The sequence below is a fragment of the Streptomyces sp. NBC_01429 genome (assembly GCF_036231945.1).
Classification (GTDB): Bacteria; Actinomycetota; Actinomycetes; order Streptomycetales; family Streptomycetaceae; genus Streptomyces.
On record NZ_CP109599.1, the window covers coordinates 6,426,830 to 6,445,770 of the forward strand.

Annotated in this window: 17 protein-coding genes and 1 pseudogene; 9 read left to right on the forward strand and 9 right to left on the reverse strand. The window is 72.3% G+C overall.

The window, feature by feature from the left end; all coding sequences use genetic code 11:
* Positions 1 to 99: 99 nt before the first annotated feature.
* Together OG627_RS28315 and OG627_RS28320 are read right to left on the reverse strand one after the other, a co-directional pair.
* Positions 100 to 687, reverse strand: coding sequence for a DUF1700 domain-containing protein (locus OG627_RS28315; RefSeq protein ID WP_329069810.1), 588 nt, complete (start codon positions 685 to 687; stop codon positions 100 to 102).
* Complete coding sequence (locus OG627_RS28320; protein WP_329069812.1) at positions 684 to 1,076, reverse strand: PadR family transcriptional regulator; 393 nt, start codon at positions 1,074 to 1,076, stop codon at positions 684 to 686. Before OG627_RS28320 ends, OG627_RS28315 begins: the two co-directional genes overlap by 4 nt.
* Before the next feature lie 96 nt (positions 1,077 to 1,172).
* Here OG627_RS28320 and soxR point away from each other — a divergent pair.
* A pseudogene (soxR, locus tag OG627_RS28325) lies at positions 1,173 to 1,649 on the forward strand (redox-sensitive transcriptional activator SoxR); the annotation flags it as partial.
* A 230-nt stretch (positions 1,650 to 1,879) separates the two neighbouring features.
* On the opposite strand, the gene OG627_RS28330 reads toward soxR, so the two are convergent.
* Complete coding sequence (locus OG627_RS28330) at positions 1,880 to 2,491, reverse strand: hypothetical protein (protein WP_329069815.1); 612 nt, start codon at positions 2,489 to 2,491, stop codon at positions 1,880 to 1,882.
* A 241-nt stretch (positions 2,492 to 2,732) separates the two neighbouring features.
* Here OG627_RS28330 and OG627_RS28335 point away from each other — a divergent pair, with 241 nt between their 5' ends.
* The gene (locus OG627_RS28335; protein ID WP_329069817.1) at positions 2,733 to 5,663 is read left to right on the forward strand and encodes a penicillin acylase family protein; all 2,931 of its coding nucleotides are present in this window, start codon (positions 2,733 to 2,735) and stop codon (positions 5,661 to 5,663) included.
* A 51-nt stretch (positions 5,664 to 5,714) separates the two neighbouring features.
* On the opposite strand, the gene OG627_RS28340 is transcribed toward OG627_RS28335, so the two are convergent.
* On the reverse strand, positions 5,715 to 6,095 hold the full coding sequence (locus OG627_RS28340) for a MerR family transcriptional regulator (RefSeq protein ID WP_329069819.1): 381 nt from the start codon (positions 6,093 to 6,095) through the stop codon (positions 5,715 to 5,717).
* Between the two features lie 116 nt (positions 6,096 to 6,211).
* Between OG627_RS28340 and OG627_RS28345 the strand changes: the two genes are divergently transcribed.
* On the forward strand, positions 6,212 to 7,282 hold the full coding sequence (locus OG627_RS28345; RefSeq protein WP_329069821.1) for an alkene reductase: 1,071 nt from the start codon (positions 6,212 to 6,214) through the stop codon (positions 7,280 to 7,282).
* Between the two features lie 66 nt (positions 7,283 to 7,348).
* Here the strand turns inward: OG627_RS28345 and OG627_RS28350 are convergent, their stop codons facing one another.
* Positions 7,349 to 8,665, reverse strand: a complete 1,317-nt coding sequence (locus OG627_RS28350) for an exo-beta-N-acetylmuramidase NamZ family protein (RefSeq protein ID WP_329069823.1) — start codon at positions 8,663 to 8,665, stop codon at positions 7,349 to 7,351.
* Positions 8,666 to 8,858: 193 nt separating this feature from the next.
* Between OG627_RS28350 and OG627_RS28355 the strand changes: the two genes are divergently transcribed.
* The 5 genes from OG627_RS28355 (at position 8,859) to OG627_RS28375 (ending at position 13,787) form a co-directional block, all read left to right on the forward strand.
* On the forward strand, positions 8,859 to 9,626 hold the full coding sequence (locus OG627_RS28355; RefSeq protein WP_329069825.1) for an SDR family oxidoreductase: 768 nt from the start codon (positions 8,859 to 8,861) through the stop codon (positions 9,624 to 9,626).
* Positions 9,623 to 11,323, forward strand: a complete 1,701-nt coding sequence (locus tag OG627_RS28360) for a class I adenylate-forming enzyme family protein (protein ID WP_329069826.1) — start codon at positions 9,623 to 9,625, stop codon at positions 11,321 to 11,323. Before OG627_RS28355 ends, OG627_RS28360 begins: the two co-directional genes overlap by 4 nt.
* Before the next feature lie 72 nt (positions 11,324 to 11,395).
* Complete coding sequence (locus tag OG627_RS28365) at positions 11,396 to 11,989, forward strand: TetR/AcrR family transcriptional regulator (RefSeq protein WP_329069828.1); 594 nt, start codon at positions 11,396 to 11,398, stop codon at positions 11,987 to 11,989.
* Between the two features lie 135 nt (positions 11,990 to 12,124).
* Complete coding sequence (locus OG627_RS28370; protein ID WP_329069830.1) at positions 12,125 to 12,697, forward strand: hypothetical protein; 573 nt, start codon at positions 12,125 to 12,127, stop codon at positions 12,695 to 12,697.
* Positions 12,698 to 12,857: 160 nt separating this feature from the next.
* Entirely contained in the window at positions 12,858 to 13,787 is a 930-nt protein-coding gene (locus OG627_RS28375) for a helix-turn-helix transcriptional regulator (RefSeq protein WP_329069832.1), read from the forward strand.
* On the opposite strand, the gene OG627_RS28380 is transcribed toward OG627_RS28375, so the two are convergent.
* From OG627_RS28380 to OG627_RS28395, 4 genes are all read right to left on the reverse strand, one after another.
* Positions 13,781 to 14,998: an acyl-CoA dehydrogenase family protein gene (locus tag OG627_RS28380; protein ID WP_329069834.1), complete on the reverse strand. Its 1,218-nt coding sequence runs from the start codon at positions 14,996 to 14,998 to the stop codon at positions 13,781 to 13,783. The two genes, OG627_RS28375 and OG627_RS28380, sit on opposite strands and share 7 nt — an antisense overlap.
* Positions 14,999 to 15,007: 9 nt before the next feature.
* Complete coding sequence (locus OG627_RS28385) at positions 15,008 to 16,036, reverse strand: phosphotransferase family protein (protein ID WP_329069836.1); 1,029 nt, start codon at positions 16,034 to 16,036, stop codon at positions 15,008 to 15,010.
* 153 nt (positions 16,037 to 16,189) lie between these two features.
* Positions 16,190 to 17,101: an MBL fold metallo-hydrolase gene (locus OG627_RS28390; RefSeq protein ID WP_329069838.1), complete on the reverse strand. Its 912-nt coding sequence runs from the start codon at positions 17,099 to 17,101 to the stop codon at positions 16,190 to 16,192.
* Between the two features lie 152 nt (positions 17,102 to 17,253).
* Entirely contained in the window at positions 17,254 to 17,598 is a 345-nt protein-coding gene (locus OG627_RS28395) for a winged helix-turn-helix transcriptional regulator (RefSeq protein ID WP_329069840.1), read from the reverse strand.
* Between the two features lie 402 nt (positions 17,599 to 18,000).
* On the opposite strand from OG627_RS28395, the gene OG627_RS28400 reads away from it, so the two are divergent.
* The gene (locus OG627_RS28400) at positions 18,001 to 18,936 is read left to right on the forward strand and encodes an NADP-dependent oxidoreductase (protein ID WP_329069842.1); all 936 of its coding nucleotides are present in this window, start codon (positions 18,001 to 18,003) and stop codon (positions 18,934 to 18,936) included.
* The last annotated feature ends 5 nt before the right edge of the window (positions 18,937 to 18,941 follow it).

The following is an 18,941-nucleotide window of genomic DNA, read 5'->3' on the forward strand; positions in this document are numbered from 1 at the left end:
TTCCTGCTCCCTGCTGTTCGGGGCTGCGCTCCTCGGTGGATGTCCAAGCGCTTGCTCAGCATGTTGGGCGGGAGTGCTCCTGTCAACGACGACGGTGGCTCAGGGGCGCTTCGTGCGCCACAGCCACCCGGCGCCGACCAGCGTCAGGACGAGCACCAGGGCGACGGCCGTCCAGCGCCACGTCTCGATCGCGGAGCTGTTGTCGGGGACGACGACGAGCGCGTACCAGGTGACGTGAGCGGCCACGGGGACGAAGACGGTCAGCGTGAGGCCGGTCCACTTCCGGGCCGCCGTCCAGTGCCGGGAGCGGCACACCATCACGACGGCCGCGATTTTGGCGATGACGGCGAGCCAGGCCCAGAGGGCGATGCCTCCCGTGTAGGGCAGGACGGCGCTGATCAGCAGGAGCGCGATCGGCAGCCAGGCCGGGGAGCGGCGCCGGCCGGGCTTGCGGACGGGTGCGCCCGGGGTGTGGCCGAGTTCCTGGAGCGCCGTGCCGGCGATCGTGCGGGGGTCGCCCACTTCCTGGAGGATCTCGCGGACGGCGCCGGGGCGTTCGGCGAGCGCGACCTCGATGTGCTCGGCCAGGTCGGCGACGAGTTCCTGGCGGGCGCCTGGGGGCAGCGCCGCGCTCTCGCGTTCGACGGCCGCCAGGTAGTCCTGGACGAGGGTGTCCTTGGTCTTCACGGGTGTTCCTTCGCGGGATGGTGCCGATGCCCGGTGGCCGGTTTGAGGAGGCGGTCGACGGAGTCGCGGAATCCTGGCCAGATCCCGGCGAACTCGGCGAGCGCCGCGTGCCCGGCCTCGGTCAGTTCGTAGTACCTCCGTGGCGGACCGGAGGTGGACTCCTGCCAGGTGGTGACGACGAGTTCGTCGCGCCGCAACCGTGACAGCAGTGGGTAGACCGTGCCCTGGCTGGTCGCCAGGGCGCCGGTCTCCTGCAACTCGTTCAGCAGTTCGACCCCGTAGCGGGGACCGTCGCGCATGAGGGCCAGGACGCAGTACTCCAGAACCCCTTTGCGGAGCTGGCTCTCGACCTTCTCCGGCGCCTGGCGACTTGCCTTACCGCGTTCCATGCATAGCAATGTACCAGCGGGTCGACCCGCGCCGGGAGCGATCCGTTCACCGGCGCTCGCCGGGAGGGGCGTCAGGCAGGGCCTAGGGTCGGAGGCGTGTCACAGATTCCGGAAAAGGTCCAGGAGCTCACCGTCGGCCAGCTGTCGGCGCGCAGTGGCGCCGCCGTGTCGGCCCTGCGCTTCTACGAGTCCAAGGGGCTCATCCGCAGCCGCAGGACCAGCGGCAACCAGCGCCGCTACACGCGTGACACGCTGCGCCGCGTCGCCTTCGTGCGCGCCGCCCAGCGGGTCGGTATCCCTCTGTCGACCATCAGGGACGCGCTGGGCGAACTCCCCGAGGAGCGCACCCCCACCCACGACGACTGGGCGCGGCTCTCCCTGGCCTGGCGCGCGGAGCTGGACGAGCGCATCAAGCGGCTCGGCCGGCTGCGCGACCACCTGACGGACTGCATCGGCTGCGGCTGTCTCTCCCTGGAGACCTGCGTCCTGTCCAACCCCGACGACGCCTTCGGCGACCGGATGACGGGCTCACGCCTGCTCGCGGAGCGCCGCGTCCCGAAGGAGCCCCGCCGGACGGACGAGCCGGGTACGTCGAAAAAGCCGGGTGCGTCGAAGAGTTCGCACGCGTCGGAGGAACCGGGTGCGTCGGGGGAGCCGCACGCGCCGGAGGGGCCGCACGCGCCGGAGGGGCCGCACGCGTCGGCGGGCCCTGACGCGACCTCCTGACGGCGGCCGTCCGGTCCGCTCGTTCGTCATGGACACCGCGGGGGCCGGGACGTGTCCTCAGCCCGCCCCCGCAGGTCTCACGCCACCGACGCCAGATCCCTCAGCCGTACCCGCTTCGCCCGTGCCAGGGCCTCGTTCGTGAGTACCGGCAGCGGTACGACGATGCCGCACCCCGTGCAGACGGGTCCCGACCACGGGGCGCCGGACAGATCGGGGCGCCAGACGATTCCGTGCCGCCCGCAGACCGGGCAGCCGGCCCCCGGGCCCGTCTCCAGTCCGGAGATCAGCCGGCGCAGCACCTCGCCGAGCGACGCGGAGGGATGGACCGCCGGATCGTCGCAGCGGGCGACGCCGTTCCCGCCCCAGGTGCGCCGGTGCCAGTCGTCGAAGCTCCCGGGCCTGCGCAGCCCGTCGTGCTTCTCGCGCCTGCGGCGTTCGGCGAACTCCAGCTCGTAGGCGAGCCACACGGCCCGCGCGTCCTCCAGCTCGTCCAGCGCGGCCGTCAGCCGCGCCGGGTCGGGCGCCCTGTCCTCGGGGTCGATGCTGTGCCTCGCGCACAGGTGATCCCAGGTCGCCCGGTGCCCGTAAGGGGCGAATCGTTCCAGGCACTTGCGCAGTGAATACCGTCGCAAGGCCAGATCGCACCGCGGATCGCGCACCTGTCTCGCAAGACTCCGGAACCCGGCCATCGCGTGCCACCTCCGTCGCTTCTCGGCGTTGAGGAATGGACGTACGCCTGCCCCATTCGGCTCCATCAAAAAACAGATGGCACCCATGAACTCCGGCATTTCGGCTGTTATCGAGCGGTTTTCGAGGCGGATTCACAGGAAGTGGACGGGAGATGACGCGGGAAACGTGACCGATGTTCACCTTACTGGCGAGTCATACCGGCGGTAACCTCCGGCGCACCCGCCTCCCCGAGGAGCCTCCATGCGACGACGCACCCCACGAGCCGACCGCGCCGCCGGCACCGGCCGCGCCAGAGCCCGAACCGGCCGCACGAGAACGGGAGCCGGCCGAACGGGAACCGGCACCGGCCGTACCGGAACCAGAGCCGCCGCCACCGCCGTCGCGGTGTTCGCGCTGGGCGCCGCCCTGCTGCTCCCGCAGGGGCCGGCCACCGCCGCACCCGCACCCGAGGCCGCGCCCGCCGCCCCGGCCGCCGACGACACCGACCACTGTCAGGGGCAGTGCGCCGACATCCTGCCGCCCGGCGCCAACGGCAACGCCACCCTCGCCGACATCCTCGGCAACAAGATCTTCGGCACCTTCCCGGCCCACGCCTCCGACCAGCTCGCCCGCTACGACTCCCTGGTGGCCGGGCAGAGCGGACTCACCGACGCCAAGATCACCGACTTCTTCAACGACGCCTCCTTCGGCGTCCCCTCCGGCCAGGTCGAATCCGTCACCTCCCCGCGCGAGGACGTGACGATCACCCGGGACAAGAAGACCGGCGTCCCGCACATCAAGGGCACCACCCGCTACGGCACCGAGTTCGGCGCCGGGTACGCCGCCGGGCAGGACCGCCTCTGGATGATGGACCTCTTCCGCCACATCGGCCGCGGCGAACTGACCTCCTTCGCCGGCGGCGCCCTCTCCAACCAGGGCCTGGAGCAGCAGTTCTGGCCCTCCGCCCCGTACACGGAAGCCGACTACGAGGCCCAGGTCGAACGGATCAGGACCACCGGGGGCGAGCGCGGCGAGCTGGCCATGGCCGACGCCCAGGCGTATGTCGACGGCATCAACTCCTACCGCCAGAAGTCCAAGGACGGCCGCTACTTCCCCGGCGAGTACGTCCTCACCGGCAAGATCGACTCGATCACCAACGTCGGTGAGATCCAGCCCTTCAAGATCACCGACCTGATCTCCATCGCCTCCGTCGTCGGCGGCCAGTTCGGCGGCGGAGGCGGCGGCGAGGTGCAGGCCGCCCTCTCGCTCCTCGCGGCGCAGCAGAAGTACGGCGTGGCCAAGGGCACCGAGGTCTGGGAGTCGTTCCGCCAGCGCGACGACCCCGAGGCCGTCCTCACCATCCACGACGGCACCAGCTTCCCGTACGCGCGGAAGCCCGCGAACCCGCGCGGCACGGCCCTGCCCGACGCGGGCTCCGTCCAGGCCGAACCGCTGGTCTACGACCGGACGGGCTCGGCCGTCACCAACGCCAAGGCCCCCGTCAGCGCCCCCGACGAGCTGGAGCCGCTCCAGGGGATCTTCGACGACGGGGTGGTCCCGGCCGGCGCGCTCTCCGCCAAGAAGGGGATGTCCAACGCGCTGCTGGTCTCCGGGCAGCACACCGCCAGCGGCAACCCCATCGCCGTGTTCGGACCGCAAACCGGCTACTTCGCGCCACAGCTGATGATGCTCCAGGAGCTTCAGGGCCCCGGCATCAGCGCACGCGGAGTGGCCTTCGCGGGCGTCGGCATGTACGTCCAGATGGGCCGGGGCCAGGACTACGCCTGGAGCGCCACCTCCGCGCAGCAGGACATCACCGACACGTACGCCGTCGAGCTGTGCGAGCCGGGCGGCGCCACGCCGACCAAGGCGTCCACCTCGTACCTCTACCGCTCCGTCTGCACCCCGATGGAGAAGATGGAGCGCAAGAACGCCTGGAAACCGACCACCGCCGACTCCACGGCCGAGGGCTCGTACCGGCTCCAGGTCTGGCGCACGAAGTACGGCATGGTCACCCACCGCGCGACCGTCGGCGGCAAGCCCGTCGCGTACACCTCGCTGCGCACCACCTACCGGCACGAGGCCGACTCCATCATCGGCTTCCAGATGCTCAACGACCCCGGGTACGTCAAGGACGCCGCCTCCTTCCAGCAGGCCGCGCACCACATCGGCTACGCCTTCAACTGGTTCTACGCCGACTCCCGCACCGCCGGCTACTTCAACAGCGGCCTCAATCCGGTGCGGGCGGCCGGAGTCGACGCCTCGCTTCCGGTGAAGGCCGAGCAGGCGTACGAGTGGCAGGGGTTCGACCCGGCCCACAACACCGCGTCCTACACGCCCTTCGCCCAGCATCCGCAGTCCGTCGGACAGGACTACTACATCTCCTGGAACAACCGGCAGGCCAAGGAGTACGACGCGGCGGGCTTCGGCTACGGCGCGGTGCACCGCGGTGATCTGCTCGACGACCGGGTCAAGGCGCTGGTGGCCAAGGGCGGCGTCACCCGTGCCTCGCTCACCCGCGCGATGGCCGACGCGGCGGTGACCGACCTCCGGGGCGAGCAGGTGCTGCCCACGCTGCTCAAGGTGATCCGCTCCGCGCCCGTCACCGACACGGCGCTGAACACCGTCGTCCAGCAGTTGGAGAGCTGGCGCGCCGCCGGATCGCCGCGCAAGGAGACCAAGCAGGGTTCGCACGTCTACACCGACGCCGCCGCCGTGCGGATCATGGACGCCTGGTGGCCCCGGCTGGTCGAGGCCCAGTACAGGCCGGGCCTCGGGAGCGGGCTCTACGAGGCGCTCACCGCGTCGCTCCAGATCGACGAATCCCCGGCGTCGAGCCACGGTCCGACGGGCGCGCACAGCGGCTCGTCGTTCCAGTACGGATGGTGGGGCTATGTCGACAAGGACCTGCGCCAGGTCCTCGGCGACCCGGTCCTGGCACCGGCCCCGGTCACGTACTGCGGGGACGGCTCCCCGGCCGCGTGCCGCGAGACGCTCCTGTCCACCCTGAAGACGGCGGCGGCCGTACCGGTCAAGGAGGTCTACCCGGGGGACGAGAACTGCTCGGCCGGTGACCAGTGGTGCACGGACTCGATCATCCACAGCGCGCTGGGAGGTATCAGCCACCCGAAGGTCAACTGGCAGAACAGGCCGACGTATCAGCAGGTGGTGGAGTTCCCCTCGCACCGCTGACCGCCCACCGCCCCCGGGGCGGGACCGGCGCGGGTGGCCGGACCGTATCGCCTACGGTCCGGCCACCGACGGCCGCAGGGTCTCGCGGTGTTCCCGGGCCGTGGCCATCAGCCCGTCGAGGGTGTCCCGGGTGCGGACGAGGTCGGCGATGTGCCGCGAGAGCCGCTCGCGCTCCTGCGCCATGCGCTCCATGGCGGCGTCGGAATTCGCCTCGCTGGGCGCGTAGGCGCAGGGCAGCAGCTCGGCGATGGTGCTGCTGGAGAGCCCCGCGGCGTACAGGCGCTGGATGAACGCCACCCGTTCGACGACGTCCTCCCGGTAATGCCGCTGCCCGCCGGTGCTGCGGACGCTGGCGAGCAGACCCTGCTCCTCGTAATAGCGCAAGGACCGGATGCTCACTCCGGCCCGTGACGCCAGCTCTCCGATACGCACCTGGGGCCTCCCGGATGTGATGCGCGGCACAGGACTTGCCTCTGACATCAATGTGAGGTTCTAGCGTAGTCGCTGTGCCCGTGACCTGGGCGCCACGGAACGAGGAGATCTGCGCGATGACCCTTTTCAGCAGCTACCGGCTCGGCGGACTGACCCTGCCCAACCGCGTGGTGATGGCCCCGATGACACGGGTCCGGGCCGCCGCCGGCGGTCTGGCGACGCCGTCGATGGCGACGTACTACGCCCAGCGGGCGACGGCCGGGCTGATCGTGAGCGAGGGGGTGCAGCCGAGCCTGATCGGGCAGTCCAACCCGGGGACACCGGGGCTGCACACCGACGAGCAGGTCACCGCGTGGCGCCCGGTGACCGCCGCCGTGCACGCCAACGGCGGACGGATCTTCGCGCAGCTCATGCACGGCGGACGGGTCTCCCACCCCGAGACGATCGGAACCCGGCCGGTCGGGCCCTCGGCCGTGGCCGCCGTCGGTGACGTGTTCACCCCCTCGGGCCCGCAGCCCGCGCCGGTGCCGCGCGCCCTGGAGACCGCCGAGGTGCCCGAGCACGCGGAGTCGTACGGCGCGGCCGCCCGGCGCGCCGTCGACGCGGGCTTCGACGGCGTGGAGCTGCACGGCGCCAACGGCTACCTCATCTCGCAGTTCCTGTCGTCCAACGGCAACCTGCGCTCGGACCGCTACGGCGGCTCGGTGGCCAACCGGATCCGGTTCGCCGTCGAGGCGGTGTCCGCGACCGTCGAGGCCGTCGGCGCCGACAGGACCGGCATCCGCCTCTCCCCGGGCGGCGGGTTCTGGGGAGTGGAGGAGCACGACGCGCTCCAGCTCCACACCGCGCTGCTGACCGAGCTGGCCCGCCTGGAGGTCGCGTACGTCCACCTCGAAGCCACCATCGGCGACGACGTGCTGCGCGACCTGCGCCGCGCGTGGCCCGGCACCCTCGTCATGAACCCGGTGTTCCCGATGGGGCCGAAGCAGACCGAGCGGGCCGACGCCGACCGCTGGCTCGGCCTCGGCGCCGACCTCATCAGCTTCGGCCGCGGCTTCATCGCCAACCCCGACCTGGTCGAGCGGCTGCGTACGGGACTCCCGGTCGCGCCCGTCGACGAGGCCACGTACTACCAGGGCGGTGACGCGGGTTATCTGACCTACCCGGCGTATCAGCACGCGGCCTGACACCGGGCAGGTCCTGACGCCGGGCCGGTCCGGACCTCCGGCCGGCCCGGTGTCAGGTCCGTCCTGTCACCGGTAGAGCAGGTACTGCCGTCGTACGGCGCGGAACGCGGCCAGTTCGTCCCGCCAGGCCCCGACGATCTCGTCCGTGTCCGCGCCCGCGTCGATCATCGTACGGACGCCGGTGGAGCCGGTCAGCTTGTCGATCCAGTGGTCGGCGCGCCAGGCGAAGCCGCTCCATGTCCGCCTCGCCGTCACCAGCAGGGCGATCGCGGTGCGCACCGGGTCGAAGGCCGCGCGGTCGTGGACGTGCAGCTGTACGCCGCCGACGGTGCGGCCCTCGAACTTGGAGAACGTCGGCGCGAAGTACGCCTCGCGCAGGCGCACGCCCGGCAGGGACAGGGCGTTGGCCGCCTCGGCCCACCTCCCGTCGATGCCCTCCGCGCCCAGCAGTTCGAACGGGCGGGTGGTACCGCGGCCCTCCGAGAGGTTCGTGCCCTCGAAGAGGCAGGTCCCCGCGTAGACCAGTGCGGTGTCGGGGGTGGGCATGTTGGGGCTCGGCGGCACCCAGGGCAGCCCTGTCGCGTCGAAGAAGTCACCGCGCCGCCAGCCCGACATGGGGACGGTCTCCAGCTGTACGGGCCGCGCCAGGAACTCGCCGTTGAACAGCCGCGCCAGCTCCGTGACGGTCATGCCGTGCGCCTGGGCGATCGGCTCGCGGCCGACGAAGGTGGCGAACTCGCGGCGCAGGACCGGCCCGAGGGCCGCGCGCCCGGTCACCGGATTGGGCCGGTCCAGCACGACGAAGCGCTTGCCCGCCCCGGCCGCCGCCTCCATGCAGTCGTACAGCGTCCAGATGTACGTGTAGAAACGGGCGCCCGCGTCCTGGATGTCGAAGACGACGGTGTCGACGCCGGAGGCGGTGAAGACGTCCGCCAGCGGCCCGCCGCTCTTCAGGTACGTGTCGTAGACCGGCAGCCCGGTCGCCGGATCGTCGTACCGCCCCTCGGAGCCGCCCGCCTGGGCCGTCCCCCGGAAGCCGTGTTCCGGGCCGAAGACCGCGATCAGGTCGACCCGTCGGTCGGCGTGCATGACGTCCACGATGTGGCGTACGTCGGGGGTGATCCCGGTCGGGTTGGTGACGACGCCGACCTTCTGCCCCGACAGCCGTTGGTAGCCGTCGGCGGCGAGCCGGTCGAAGCCGGTGCGTACGCGCGCCGCGTCGCCGGGGCGCGCGTGACCGGGGCGCGCGTGACCGGGGTGCGCGTCTCCGGCGTGCGCGTCGCCGGGGTGCGCGTCTCCGGCGTGTGCGGAGGACGCGCCGCTCACCGCCAGTGCTCCCGCCATCCCGCCCGCGCCCAGCAGGCCCCGTCTGGACAGGTTCATCGCGCCACCTCCGTGATCGGACGCCGTCATGGCCACGCACGCTAACGCCTGCGGCGGGCCGGGGGAACGAGGCGTACCCGGCGCCCCGCCGCCGCTCCGGCCTCTTCCCCCGCTACATACCGACTGGTTAGTCTGCTCGGGTCGACACTGCGGTCGGCAGCGTGGAACCGGAACGCCGGAAAGGCGGGGCCTGATGGACGCGGTACGCGGTGCGCGGGTTGTGGTCACGGGGGCGGGCGGCGGCATCGGCGCCGCGCTCGCCCGCAGATTCGCCGCCGAGGGGGCCCGGGTGGTGGTCAACGACCTCGACGCGGAGAAGGCCAGTGCCGTCGCCGCCGAGATCGGTGCCGTCGCGGTTCCCGGCGATGCCTCCCTGATCGTCGAGGACGCCCGCGAGGCGCTCGGCGGCACCGTCGACATCTACTGCGCCAACGCCGGAGTCGGCTCGCCACCCGGCCGTACGCTGCCCGACGACGAGGTCTGGGCGACGGCCTGGGACGTCAACGTGATGGCGCACGTTCGGGCGAGCCGGGCGCTCATCCCGGCCTGGCTGGAGCGCGGCAGCGGCCGGTTCGTCTCCACCGTCTCCGCCGCCGGGCTGCTCACCATGATCGGCGAGGCGCCTTACAGTGTCACCAAGCACGGCGCCCTCGCGTACGCGGAATGGCTCGCGCTGACCTACCGGCACCGGGGCCTCAAGGTCCACGCCATCTGTCCGCAGGGGGTCCGTACGGACATGCTCATCTCCACCGGAAGCGCCGGGGAACTGGTGCTGATGCCGACCGCCATCGAACCCGAGGCCGTTGCCGACGCCTTGTTCGCGGCCATGGCGGAGGATCGTTTCCTCGTACTGCCGCACCCCGAGGTGGCCGGTTACTTCCGGGCGCGCGCCGGTGACACCGATCGCTGGCTGAAGTCCATGAACGGGGTCCAGCGCACCTGGGAAGAGGGCGGCGCATGACCCCGGCACCGGACGGCGGGATACGCGACAACGGCCAGGACACGGGCGGTTCGGTCTACGCGGCCCAGCCCTGGCTCGGCCTGCTCAGCGCGGCCCAGCGGGCCCCCCTCGACCCACCGCCCTCCGTCGTCCACGCCTTCCGGGCCGCCGCCGCCCGCGTACCCGGGCGCACCGCGCTCGCCTACTTCGACGGCCGCCTCGACTACCGCGAGACCGACGCGCTGTCCGACTCCGTGGCGGGCCATCTCGCCGCCCGGGGCCTGGAGCCGGGCGACCGGGTCGCGATCATGCTCCAGAACACCCCGCACTTCGTCCTCGCGCTGCTCGGCGCCTGGAAGGCCGGCGCGGTCGTCGTACCGGTCAACCCCATGTACAAGTCCGCCGAGGTCGCCCATGTCCTGCGGGACGCCGAGGCGACGGCGGTGATCTGCGCGGACCGCGGCTGGGACGCCTTCCTGCGCGACACGGCCGCCGCCTCGCCCGTACGGATCGCCCTCACCGCCTGCGAGCTGGACTTCCAGACCCGCGACGACACCCGCGTCCTCGGCTTCACGCGGCAGCCCCCGCCCGGCGACGCCGACGACCTGCTGGCCGTCGCCCGCGCCGGTCTCGCCGCGCCCGCCGGCCGCGATCCGGCCGCCGGTGACACGGCGCTGATCAGCTACACGTCCGGTACGAGCGGCACCCCCAAGGGCGCCATGAACGCCCACGGCAACATCATGTACAACGCCGAGCGCCAGCGGACCGGCCACCCCGTGGACGAGGGCTCCTGCTACTTCGCCCTCGCGCCCCTCTTCCACATCACCGGCCTGGTCTGCGAACTGGCCGCCTGCTTCGCCAACGCCGGCACCCTGGCCCTGGCCTACCGCTTCCACCCCGGCGTGGTCCTCGACGCCTTCGCCGAGCACCGGCCCGCGTACACCGTCGGCCCCTCCACCGCCTTCATGGCGCTCGCCGCCCACCCGGACGTCACCCGCGAGCACTTCTCCTCGTTCCGGGTGATCTCCTCGGGCGGCGCGCCACTGCCGCCCGCGCTGGTCGAGAAGTTCCGCGCGGACATCGGCCCGTACATCCGCAACGGTTACGGGCTCACCGAGTGCACCGCGCCCTGCGCCGCCGTACCCCCCGAGAGGTTCGCGCCGGTGGATCCGGTCTCCGGCACGCTCTCGGTGGGCGCGCCGGGGCCCGACACGGTCGTGCGGATCATCGACGAGCGGGGCGCTGACGTGCCCTTCGGCGAGCAGGGCGAGATCGCGGTACGCGGCCCGCAGGTCGTCTCCGGCTACTGGCGGGCGCCCGGGGCGACCGCCGCCACGTTCCCGGACGGCGAACTGCGCACCGGTGACATCGGCTTCATGGACCGCGACGGCTGGCTCTACGTGGTCGACCGCAAGAAGGACATGATCAACGCCTCCGGATTCAAGGTGTGGCCGCGCGAGGTCGAGGACGTGCTCTACGGCCACCCCGAGGTGCGCGAGGCGGCCGTGGTCGGCGTCCCCGACGCCTACCGGGGCGAGAGCGTGAAGGCGTACGTCAGCCTGCGCCCCGGCGCCACGGTGGACCCCGGCGAACTGCGCGCGTACTGCCGCGAGCGGCTCGCCGCGTACAAGTACCCGCGCGAGGTCGAGATCCTGCCCGAGCTGCCCAAGACCACGAGTGGGAAGATCCTCAGACGGGAACTGCGTTCCCTGCCGTAGGCGTCGGACGGGGAGAGCGGCCGAACGCCGCACGGCACGGCACGGCACGGAGCGGAAGGCGGGTGGCCGAGCATGGCGAGAACGACGGACGGGGACGGCACCCCCGTACCCCAGCGGCTGCTGGCCGCCGCCACCCGGCTGTTCGCCGAGCGCGGCTACGACCGCACCTCGGTCCAGGAGATCGTCGAGGCGGCGGGGGTCACCAAGGGCGCGCTCTACCACTACTTCGGCTCCAAGGAGGATCTCCTCCAGGAGGTCTACGCCCGCGTGCTCCGGCTCCAGCAGGAGCGCCTGGACGCCTTCGCCGACGCCGACGGGCCGGTGGAGCGCCGACTGCGCGCCGCCGCGGCGGACGTCGTCGTGACGACGATCGAGAACCTGGACGACGCCGCGATCTTCTTCCGCTCCATGCACCACCTGAGCCCGGAGAAGAACAAGCGGGTACGGCAGGAACGGCGCCGCTACCACGAGCGATTCCGCGCGCTGGTCGAGGAGGGCCAGCGCGGCGGCGTCTTCTCCACCGCCACCCCCGCCGACCTGGTGGTGGACTACCACTTCGGCTCGGTCCACCACCTGTCCACCTGGTACCGCCCGGACGGCCCGCTCACCCCGCAGCAGGTCGCGGACCACCTCGCGGACCTGCTGCTGCGGGCACTGCGTCCATAAGCGGCCGTCCCCGCGCGAAACCGTCCTCCCCTACGTACTTGTACGCATTGCGGGCGCCCGAGCCGATTCGTCACCATGAGTGGTGTCCGGCTACGGAACGTCAGGAGTTCCGTGCGGGTGATGTGAGGGGGACCGTTGAACAAGATCCGTACGTTCATGATGAGGGCCACGGTCGGAGTGTTCGCGGCGGGTGCGCTCGCGGCAGGTGTGCCGGTGGCGCCGACGGCCGGGGCGCAGGCCGCGCCGGACGAGGTCCGGACGACCTTTGCCGCGCAGACGTACCGGGCCGGTCTGACGCCCGCGCAGGCCGGTGAGTTGCAGGCCGAGGTCGACGGCTATCTCGCCCGGGAGGAGGGGAGCAGACAGATCTCCGCCAACAGGATCGCGGTGCCGGGCGGCGAGCTGACGGTCGCGGCGCCGGGGCAGGGATTCGCACACGACCTGGCCTCCCCGGCGGCCCGCAGCGCTCTGCCCGCCGCGTGCGGCTACGGGCACCTGTGTCTGTACCGCGGCGGTGACGTGCTCGACTTCTTCCGCTGCGGGACCTACAACATGCCCTGGACCGGGGACGGCACCTTCAACAACAACCAGACCTCGGGCACCGTGGCGCGCTTCCTGAACTCCAACCGCACCGAGCGCTGGAGTTCCAGGGCGCCCCAGACGGGCACCGCGACCTGGACCCAGGTCTACTACGTCGTGCCCTGCTGACAGCCGTCGGCCGGGCAACCTCCGGGCCCACACCCGGAGTTACGGTTCCCGTCGTCGCGCGCCCCACGTGCGCGGCGCCGGGGGCCGGCGCGTGGCTCGCCCTTTCCCCGCTCGGCTCTGTCGTCACGCGATCTTTCTCTCTGTCGAGTGGTGCGGCAGAATGAACACGGAGCGTGTCGATTTCGGTTCGTACGGCTACCGTTCGGAGTCGTCGGGGATGCACGGGTGCGAGAGTGCGGGGGTGGCGATGGGCACGGCCCTGTGGCGTGATTACGCCCATATGCTGGGGCTCGCCGTCTCCGTCCTGGAGCGGGCCGACCCGGAGCCGCACTGGCCCCTCGTGCTCTCCGAGCTGGCCCGGGGGCTGCACGCGCCGGCCGTCTCCCTCTCGGAGTTCCACCGCGCGAAGCGCACCGGGCGGGTGGTCTCCTGGAAGTCCGCCGGCGATGTCTCCCGGGAGTATCTGGACTCCCTCGCGGTGCGCCATGTCCGCCTGGGCAACCCGCTCGTGGAGCACTACGCCACGAGCGGGGACCGTACGCCCCGGTCGGCCAGTCGGATCAAGGGCGAGCGGGCCTGGCTGCGCAGTGAGAGCCACAGCCTGGCCCGGGGCACACTCGGCGCCCATATGCTCGGCATCCCGCTGCCCGCGCCCGCGGGAGCCGCCCGGGGCTTCGTACTCCACCATGTCCGGGACGACTTCACCCCGGAGGAACTCGCCTACGCCCGCCGGGTGCAGCCGCTGCTCGTGAGCATCGACGCCCACTACCGCGCTCTCGCCCAGTGGCGCGAAGCCGCCGCCCGGGTCCCGGCGGGGCCCGTCGGGTCCGGCCCGGTCGCGACGGCTCCCGCTCCACCGGCCGAACGGGCGGCGGAGGAGGGGATCACACCACGTCAGTTCGCCGTGCTCACCCTGCTCGCGAAGGCGCTGCCCGCCACCGCGATCGCCCATCGGCTGCACATCTCACCGCGCACCGCCCACAAGCACATCGAATCCCTCTATCGGCGGCTGGGCACGTGCGACCGGCTCTCCACGGTCATGCGTGCCCAGTCGCTCGGCCTGCTCCCGCCGCCGTCGGCGGACTACTGAAGATGCTTCTTCAGTTCGCGGCGGGCCAGTGACCGCTGATGCACCTCGTCGGGCCCGTCCGCGAGGCGCAGGGTCCGGGCGGAGGCCCACAGTTCGGCCAGCGGGGAGTCCTGACTGACGCCGCCCGCGCCGTACAGCTGGACGGCCGAGTCGATGATGTCGACCACCGCGCGGGGGGTGGCGATCTTGATGGCCTGGATCTCCGTGTGCGCGCCCCGGTTGCCCACGGTGTCCATCAGCCAGGCCGTCTTGAGGACCAGCAGCCGCAGCTGCTCGACGGTCACCCGGGCGTCCGCGATCCAGTTCTGGACCACGCCCTGCTGGGCGAGCGTCTTGCCGAAGGCCGTACGGGACACGGCCCGGCGGCACATCAGCTCGATGGTGCGCTCGGCCATCCCGATCAGCCGCATGCAGTGGTGGATACGGCCGGGGCCCAGCCGGGCCTGGGCGATGGCGAAGCCGCCGCCCTCCTCCCCGACGAGGTTGGCGGCGGGCACCCGGACCTGGTCGAAGACGACCTCGGCATGGCCGCCGTGCGCGTGGTCCTCGTACCCGTACACCCGCATGGCGCGGCGGACTTCGAGCCCCGGGGTGTCGCGCGGGACCAGGATCATCGACTGCTGGCGGCGCGGATCGGCGCCGTCCGGGTCGGTCTTGCCCATCACGATGAAGATCGCGCACTCCGGGTTCATGGCCCCGGAGATGTACCACTTGCGGCCGTCGATGACGTAGTCGTCACCGTCGCGCCTGATCACCGTGCGGATGTTCGTGGCGTCCGACGAGGCCACCTCGGGCTCCGTCATCGCGAACGCCGACCGGATCTCGCCCGCGAGCAGCGGCTCCAGCCACTGCTTGCGCTGCTCGGCGGAGCCGAACTGAGCGAGCACCTCCATGTTCCCGGTGTCGGGCGCCGCGCAGTTCAGCGCGGTGGGGGCCAGCTGCGGCGAGTGGCCGGTGATCTCGGCGAGCGGCGCGTACTGGAGGTTCGTCAGCCCGGCGCCGTACTCCTGATCGGGCAGGAAGAGGTTCCACAGCCCCCGTCGGCGCGCCTCCTCCTTCAGCTCAGCCACGACCGCCGGGGTGTCCCAGGGGTCGGCCAGCCGCGAGCGCTGCTCCTGCGCGACGGCCTCGGCCGGGTACACCCGCTCGTCCATGAAGGCGAGCAGCCGGGTGCGCAGTTCTTCGGTGCGGGCGTCGAATGCGAAGTCCATGAGGGGTACTCAGCCTTCCTGGAGCTGGAGGGTGGTGAGGCCGTGCCGGATGAAGACGGGGACGAGATCACCGATCCGGTCGAAGCCGGGGCCCACGGTCTGCCCCAGGGTGTAGCGGTAGTGGATGCCCTCCAGGATCACGGCGAGCTTGAACCAGGCGAAGGCCGTGTACCAGTCGATGGCCGAGGTGTCCCGGCCCGAGCCCGCCGCGTACCGCTCGATCAGCTCGGCGGCGGAGGGATGGCCCGCCGCGCCGGCCGTCGTGCTGATCGGGGAGCCCGGCAGATCGAGCGGCGCGCTGTACATCACCAGCAGCCCCAGATCGGTCAGCGGGTCGCCGAGCGTGGACATCTCCCAGTCGAGCACCGCCTTGATCCGGTCGTCCTCGCCGATGAGCACGTTGTCGAGCCGGAAGTCGCCGTGGACCACGGTGGGCGCGGGGGAGCGGGGCAGCGACCGGCCGAGGGCCCCGTGCAGTTCGTCGATCCCGGGCAGTTCGCGGCTGCGCGAGCCGTCGAGCTGCTTGCCCCAGCGGCGCAGCTGCCGGTCGAGGAAACCGTCGGGGCGTCCGAAGTCCGCGAGGCCGACCGCGCCGGGCTCGACGGCGTGCAGCTCGACCAGGGTGTCGACCAGCGCGAGGACGGCGGCACGGGTGCGCGCGGGACCGAGCGGGGCGAGCTGCTCGGCCGTGCGGTACGGGGTGCCCGCCACGTACTCCATCACGTAGAACGGCGCGCCGAGCACCGACTCGTCCTCGCACAGCAGCAGCGCTTCCGGCACCGGCACGGCCGTCGGGTGCAGGGCCGCGATCACCCGGTACTCGCGCCTCATGTCGTGCGCGGTGGCGAGCACATGGCCGAGCGGCGGCCTGCGGACCACCCAGCGCCCGGTGCCGTCCGTGACGGTGTACGTCAGATTCGACCGGCCGCCCTCGATCAGCCGCGCGTCGAGCGCGCCGCCCACCAGACCGGGCAGCGCGCGGTCGAGATGGCCGCGCAGCCGCTCGGGGTCGAGTCCGGGCGGCGGGGCTGGGCGCATCGGCGTACCTCCATGCGTGCGGGCGGCGGACCGGCGGTCGCGGTCGCCCCTCATGATGCCGACCAGTCGGTATGTCGTCCAGTGCCCATGCCCCCGCAGGCCCGTTCCCGCGTGCGGCGCCCGGATCCCCGCCGACGCCGGTCCGCCCGCCCGTCAGGCGTGACAGGCCACGGGGACCCCGCCGTTCATCGCGGTCATGTCCGCGAACACGGCCGCCGCGTCGAGCGGCGAACCCTCCGGCAGGCCCTCCAGCTCCGCGTACGCCCGGTGGACATTGGCCACCAGCCGCTCGCTCTCCCGCCACGCGGCGAACTCCCCGAGATCCGCCGACCGTGCGGCCTCCAGCGGCGTCAGGCCCTTGGTGTGGCTCTTGGCGGCCAGCTCGCCCACGTACCGCAGATAGCGCTCCGTCCCGTCGTACACCGACGGATCACCGATCGGTCCGTGGCCCGGCACGACATGGGTCGCGTCGAGCGAGCGCAGCAGCTCCAGCGCGCGCAGCGACCCGCGCAGCGAACCCATGGCCAGGAACGGGGTCCCGCCCCGGAAGACCAGATCACCGGTGAAGACGATGGACTGCTCGGGCAGATGGACGATCGTGTCACCGATGGTGTGCGCCGGCCCCGGGTGGATCAGCCGCACCTCGGTCCCGCCCACATGGACCGTGAGCCGGTCGTTGTACGTCACGGTCGGCGCGGTGATCGTTATGTCGCCGAAGTCGTTCTGCGGCCACATCAGATGCAGCTGGTGCCCGGCCGCGAACTGCTCGCTGCGGCAGGAGTCATGGCCGATCACGACGGCTTCCGGCGTGAACACGCCATTGCCGTAGGTGTGATCGCCGTGGTGGTGCGTATTGACGACGGTGCGCGGCAGCGGCACCCCGGCCGCCAGCACGGTCTCCCGCAGCGCCCGCGCCCGCCGCTCGGTGGCCGCCGTGTCGACCAGCAGCGTGGACTCTCCGTCGCTGATGAATCCCGCGTTGTTCAGACACCAGCCGCCGTCCGGCTGGACATAGGCGTACACCTCGGGCGTGAGGCGGACGGTGTACGGATCGGTGGCGGCCACGGCGGCTCCCCCTGGTCGGGACTACGGTCGCCCCGAGCCTGCCATTCGACGGTCCGTCACCGAAATCGGGGGCCCGGCCGGCTCCGGGAGGGGGCACCAGCCGTCGGCCGGCCCCCGCCACGAGCCGGCCCCCGCCACGAGCCGGCCACGGATCAGCCGTCGTCCCACCCCTGCGCCGCGACGAACGCGTCGCCGTACTCGGCCGACCAGCGGCCCAGCGCCCGGATCGGCTCCAGGAAGCTGCGGCCCAGACCGGTGAGCGCGTACTCGACCCGGGGCGACGGCGGCGTGTACGCGCGGCGCTCGACCAGCGCGTACCCCTCCAGCCGCCGAAGGGTCCCGGTGAGCACCTTGGCGCTGATGCCGCCGATTTCCGCACGCAGTTCGCACGGACGGCGCGGCCCCTCCGCGAGCGCGTGGAGAACCACCGGGTTCCAGGTGTTCCCCAGCAGATCGAAGCCGAGCCTCGACCGGCAGTCCGCGAGCACTCTTTCCACCACTGCCTCCCGGGACACGCGTGCCGAGCCTTCGTACCAGCCGCGCGGGGCACCGAATGGTTACCGGGCGCCCGCCTGACGTCCTGCGGGAACCGTACGGGAACGGCTCACGCGGTCGCCGACGTCCCGGCCGACGCGGCCGACGCGGCGGGGGCGCTGCGCGGACGCGCCGGAACTGGTACGGATCCTGGTCCGGGACACCGGCTGCGTACCGCTGACCGCCGGTGGTCTCGACCGGGCGGACCAACTGGAGGCCATGACCGCCGTTCTGATCGGGCTCTGGAAGACCGGCCGGGATCCCCGCGCCATGCTGCCGCCCTACGCGGCGATCACCGCCTGACGGCGCGCGGACGCGGCCGGTCCCGGCTTGCGGACCGGCCGTGGGCGTCGGAGTGTCGGAGCATGAAGGCCATCAGCTACAGCCGCTACGGCGGAGCGGACGTCCTGGAGTACGGAGAGCGCCCCGAGCCCAGGGTCGGACCCGATTCCGTGCTGGTCGAGGTGCGGGCCGCGGCGTTGAATCCCGTCGACTGGAAGTGCCGGGAGGGATATCTCGACGGGATCCTCGAACCGGTCTTCCCGGTGATCCCCGGCTGGGACGTGTCCGGGGTCGTGGCCAGGCCCGGGGCGGCCGTGACCGAGTTCGGCGCCGGGGACGAGGTCATCGGGTACGTACGGGAGGACTTCCTGTCGCGCGGCACCTTCGCGCAGTACGTCGCGGCCCCGGTGCGCACCCTCGCCCGCAAGCCGAGCGCCCTGAGCTTCGCCGAGGCGGCCGGGCTGCCGCTGGTGGGGCTCACCGCCTACCAGGTGCTGCACCGGGTCCTGCGGCTGCGCGCCGGTGAGACGGTGCTGGTGCACGCGGCGGCGGGCGCGGTCGGGTCGATGGCCGTGCAGCTCGCCCGGCATCTCGGCGCCCGGGTCATCGGCGCCGCCCGCGAGTCCGGGCAGGAGCACATCCGCGCGCTCGGCGGCGAGCCCGTACGGTACGGCGAGGGCCCCGACGAACTCGGGGCGCAGGTGCGGGCGCTCGCGCCGAACGGGGTGGACGCGGCGTTCGACATCATCGGCGGCGATCTGCTGCGGGCCACCCCGCCGCTGCTCGCGCCCGGCGGCCGGCTGGCCTCCATCGCCGACGGCGGGGTCACGGAGCTGGGCGGCGGCTACGCGTTCGCGCGGGCCGACCCGGCGGACCTCGCGGCGCTCGCCGCCCTCGCGGAACACGGCGTGCTGGAGGTCGGCGTCGCCAGGACGTTCCCGCTGGAACGGGCGGCGGAGGCGTTCCGCTTCAACGAGGCGGGCGGCGCCGGGGGCAAGGTCGTCGTCACGGTCGACTGAGTCCT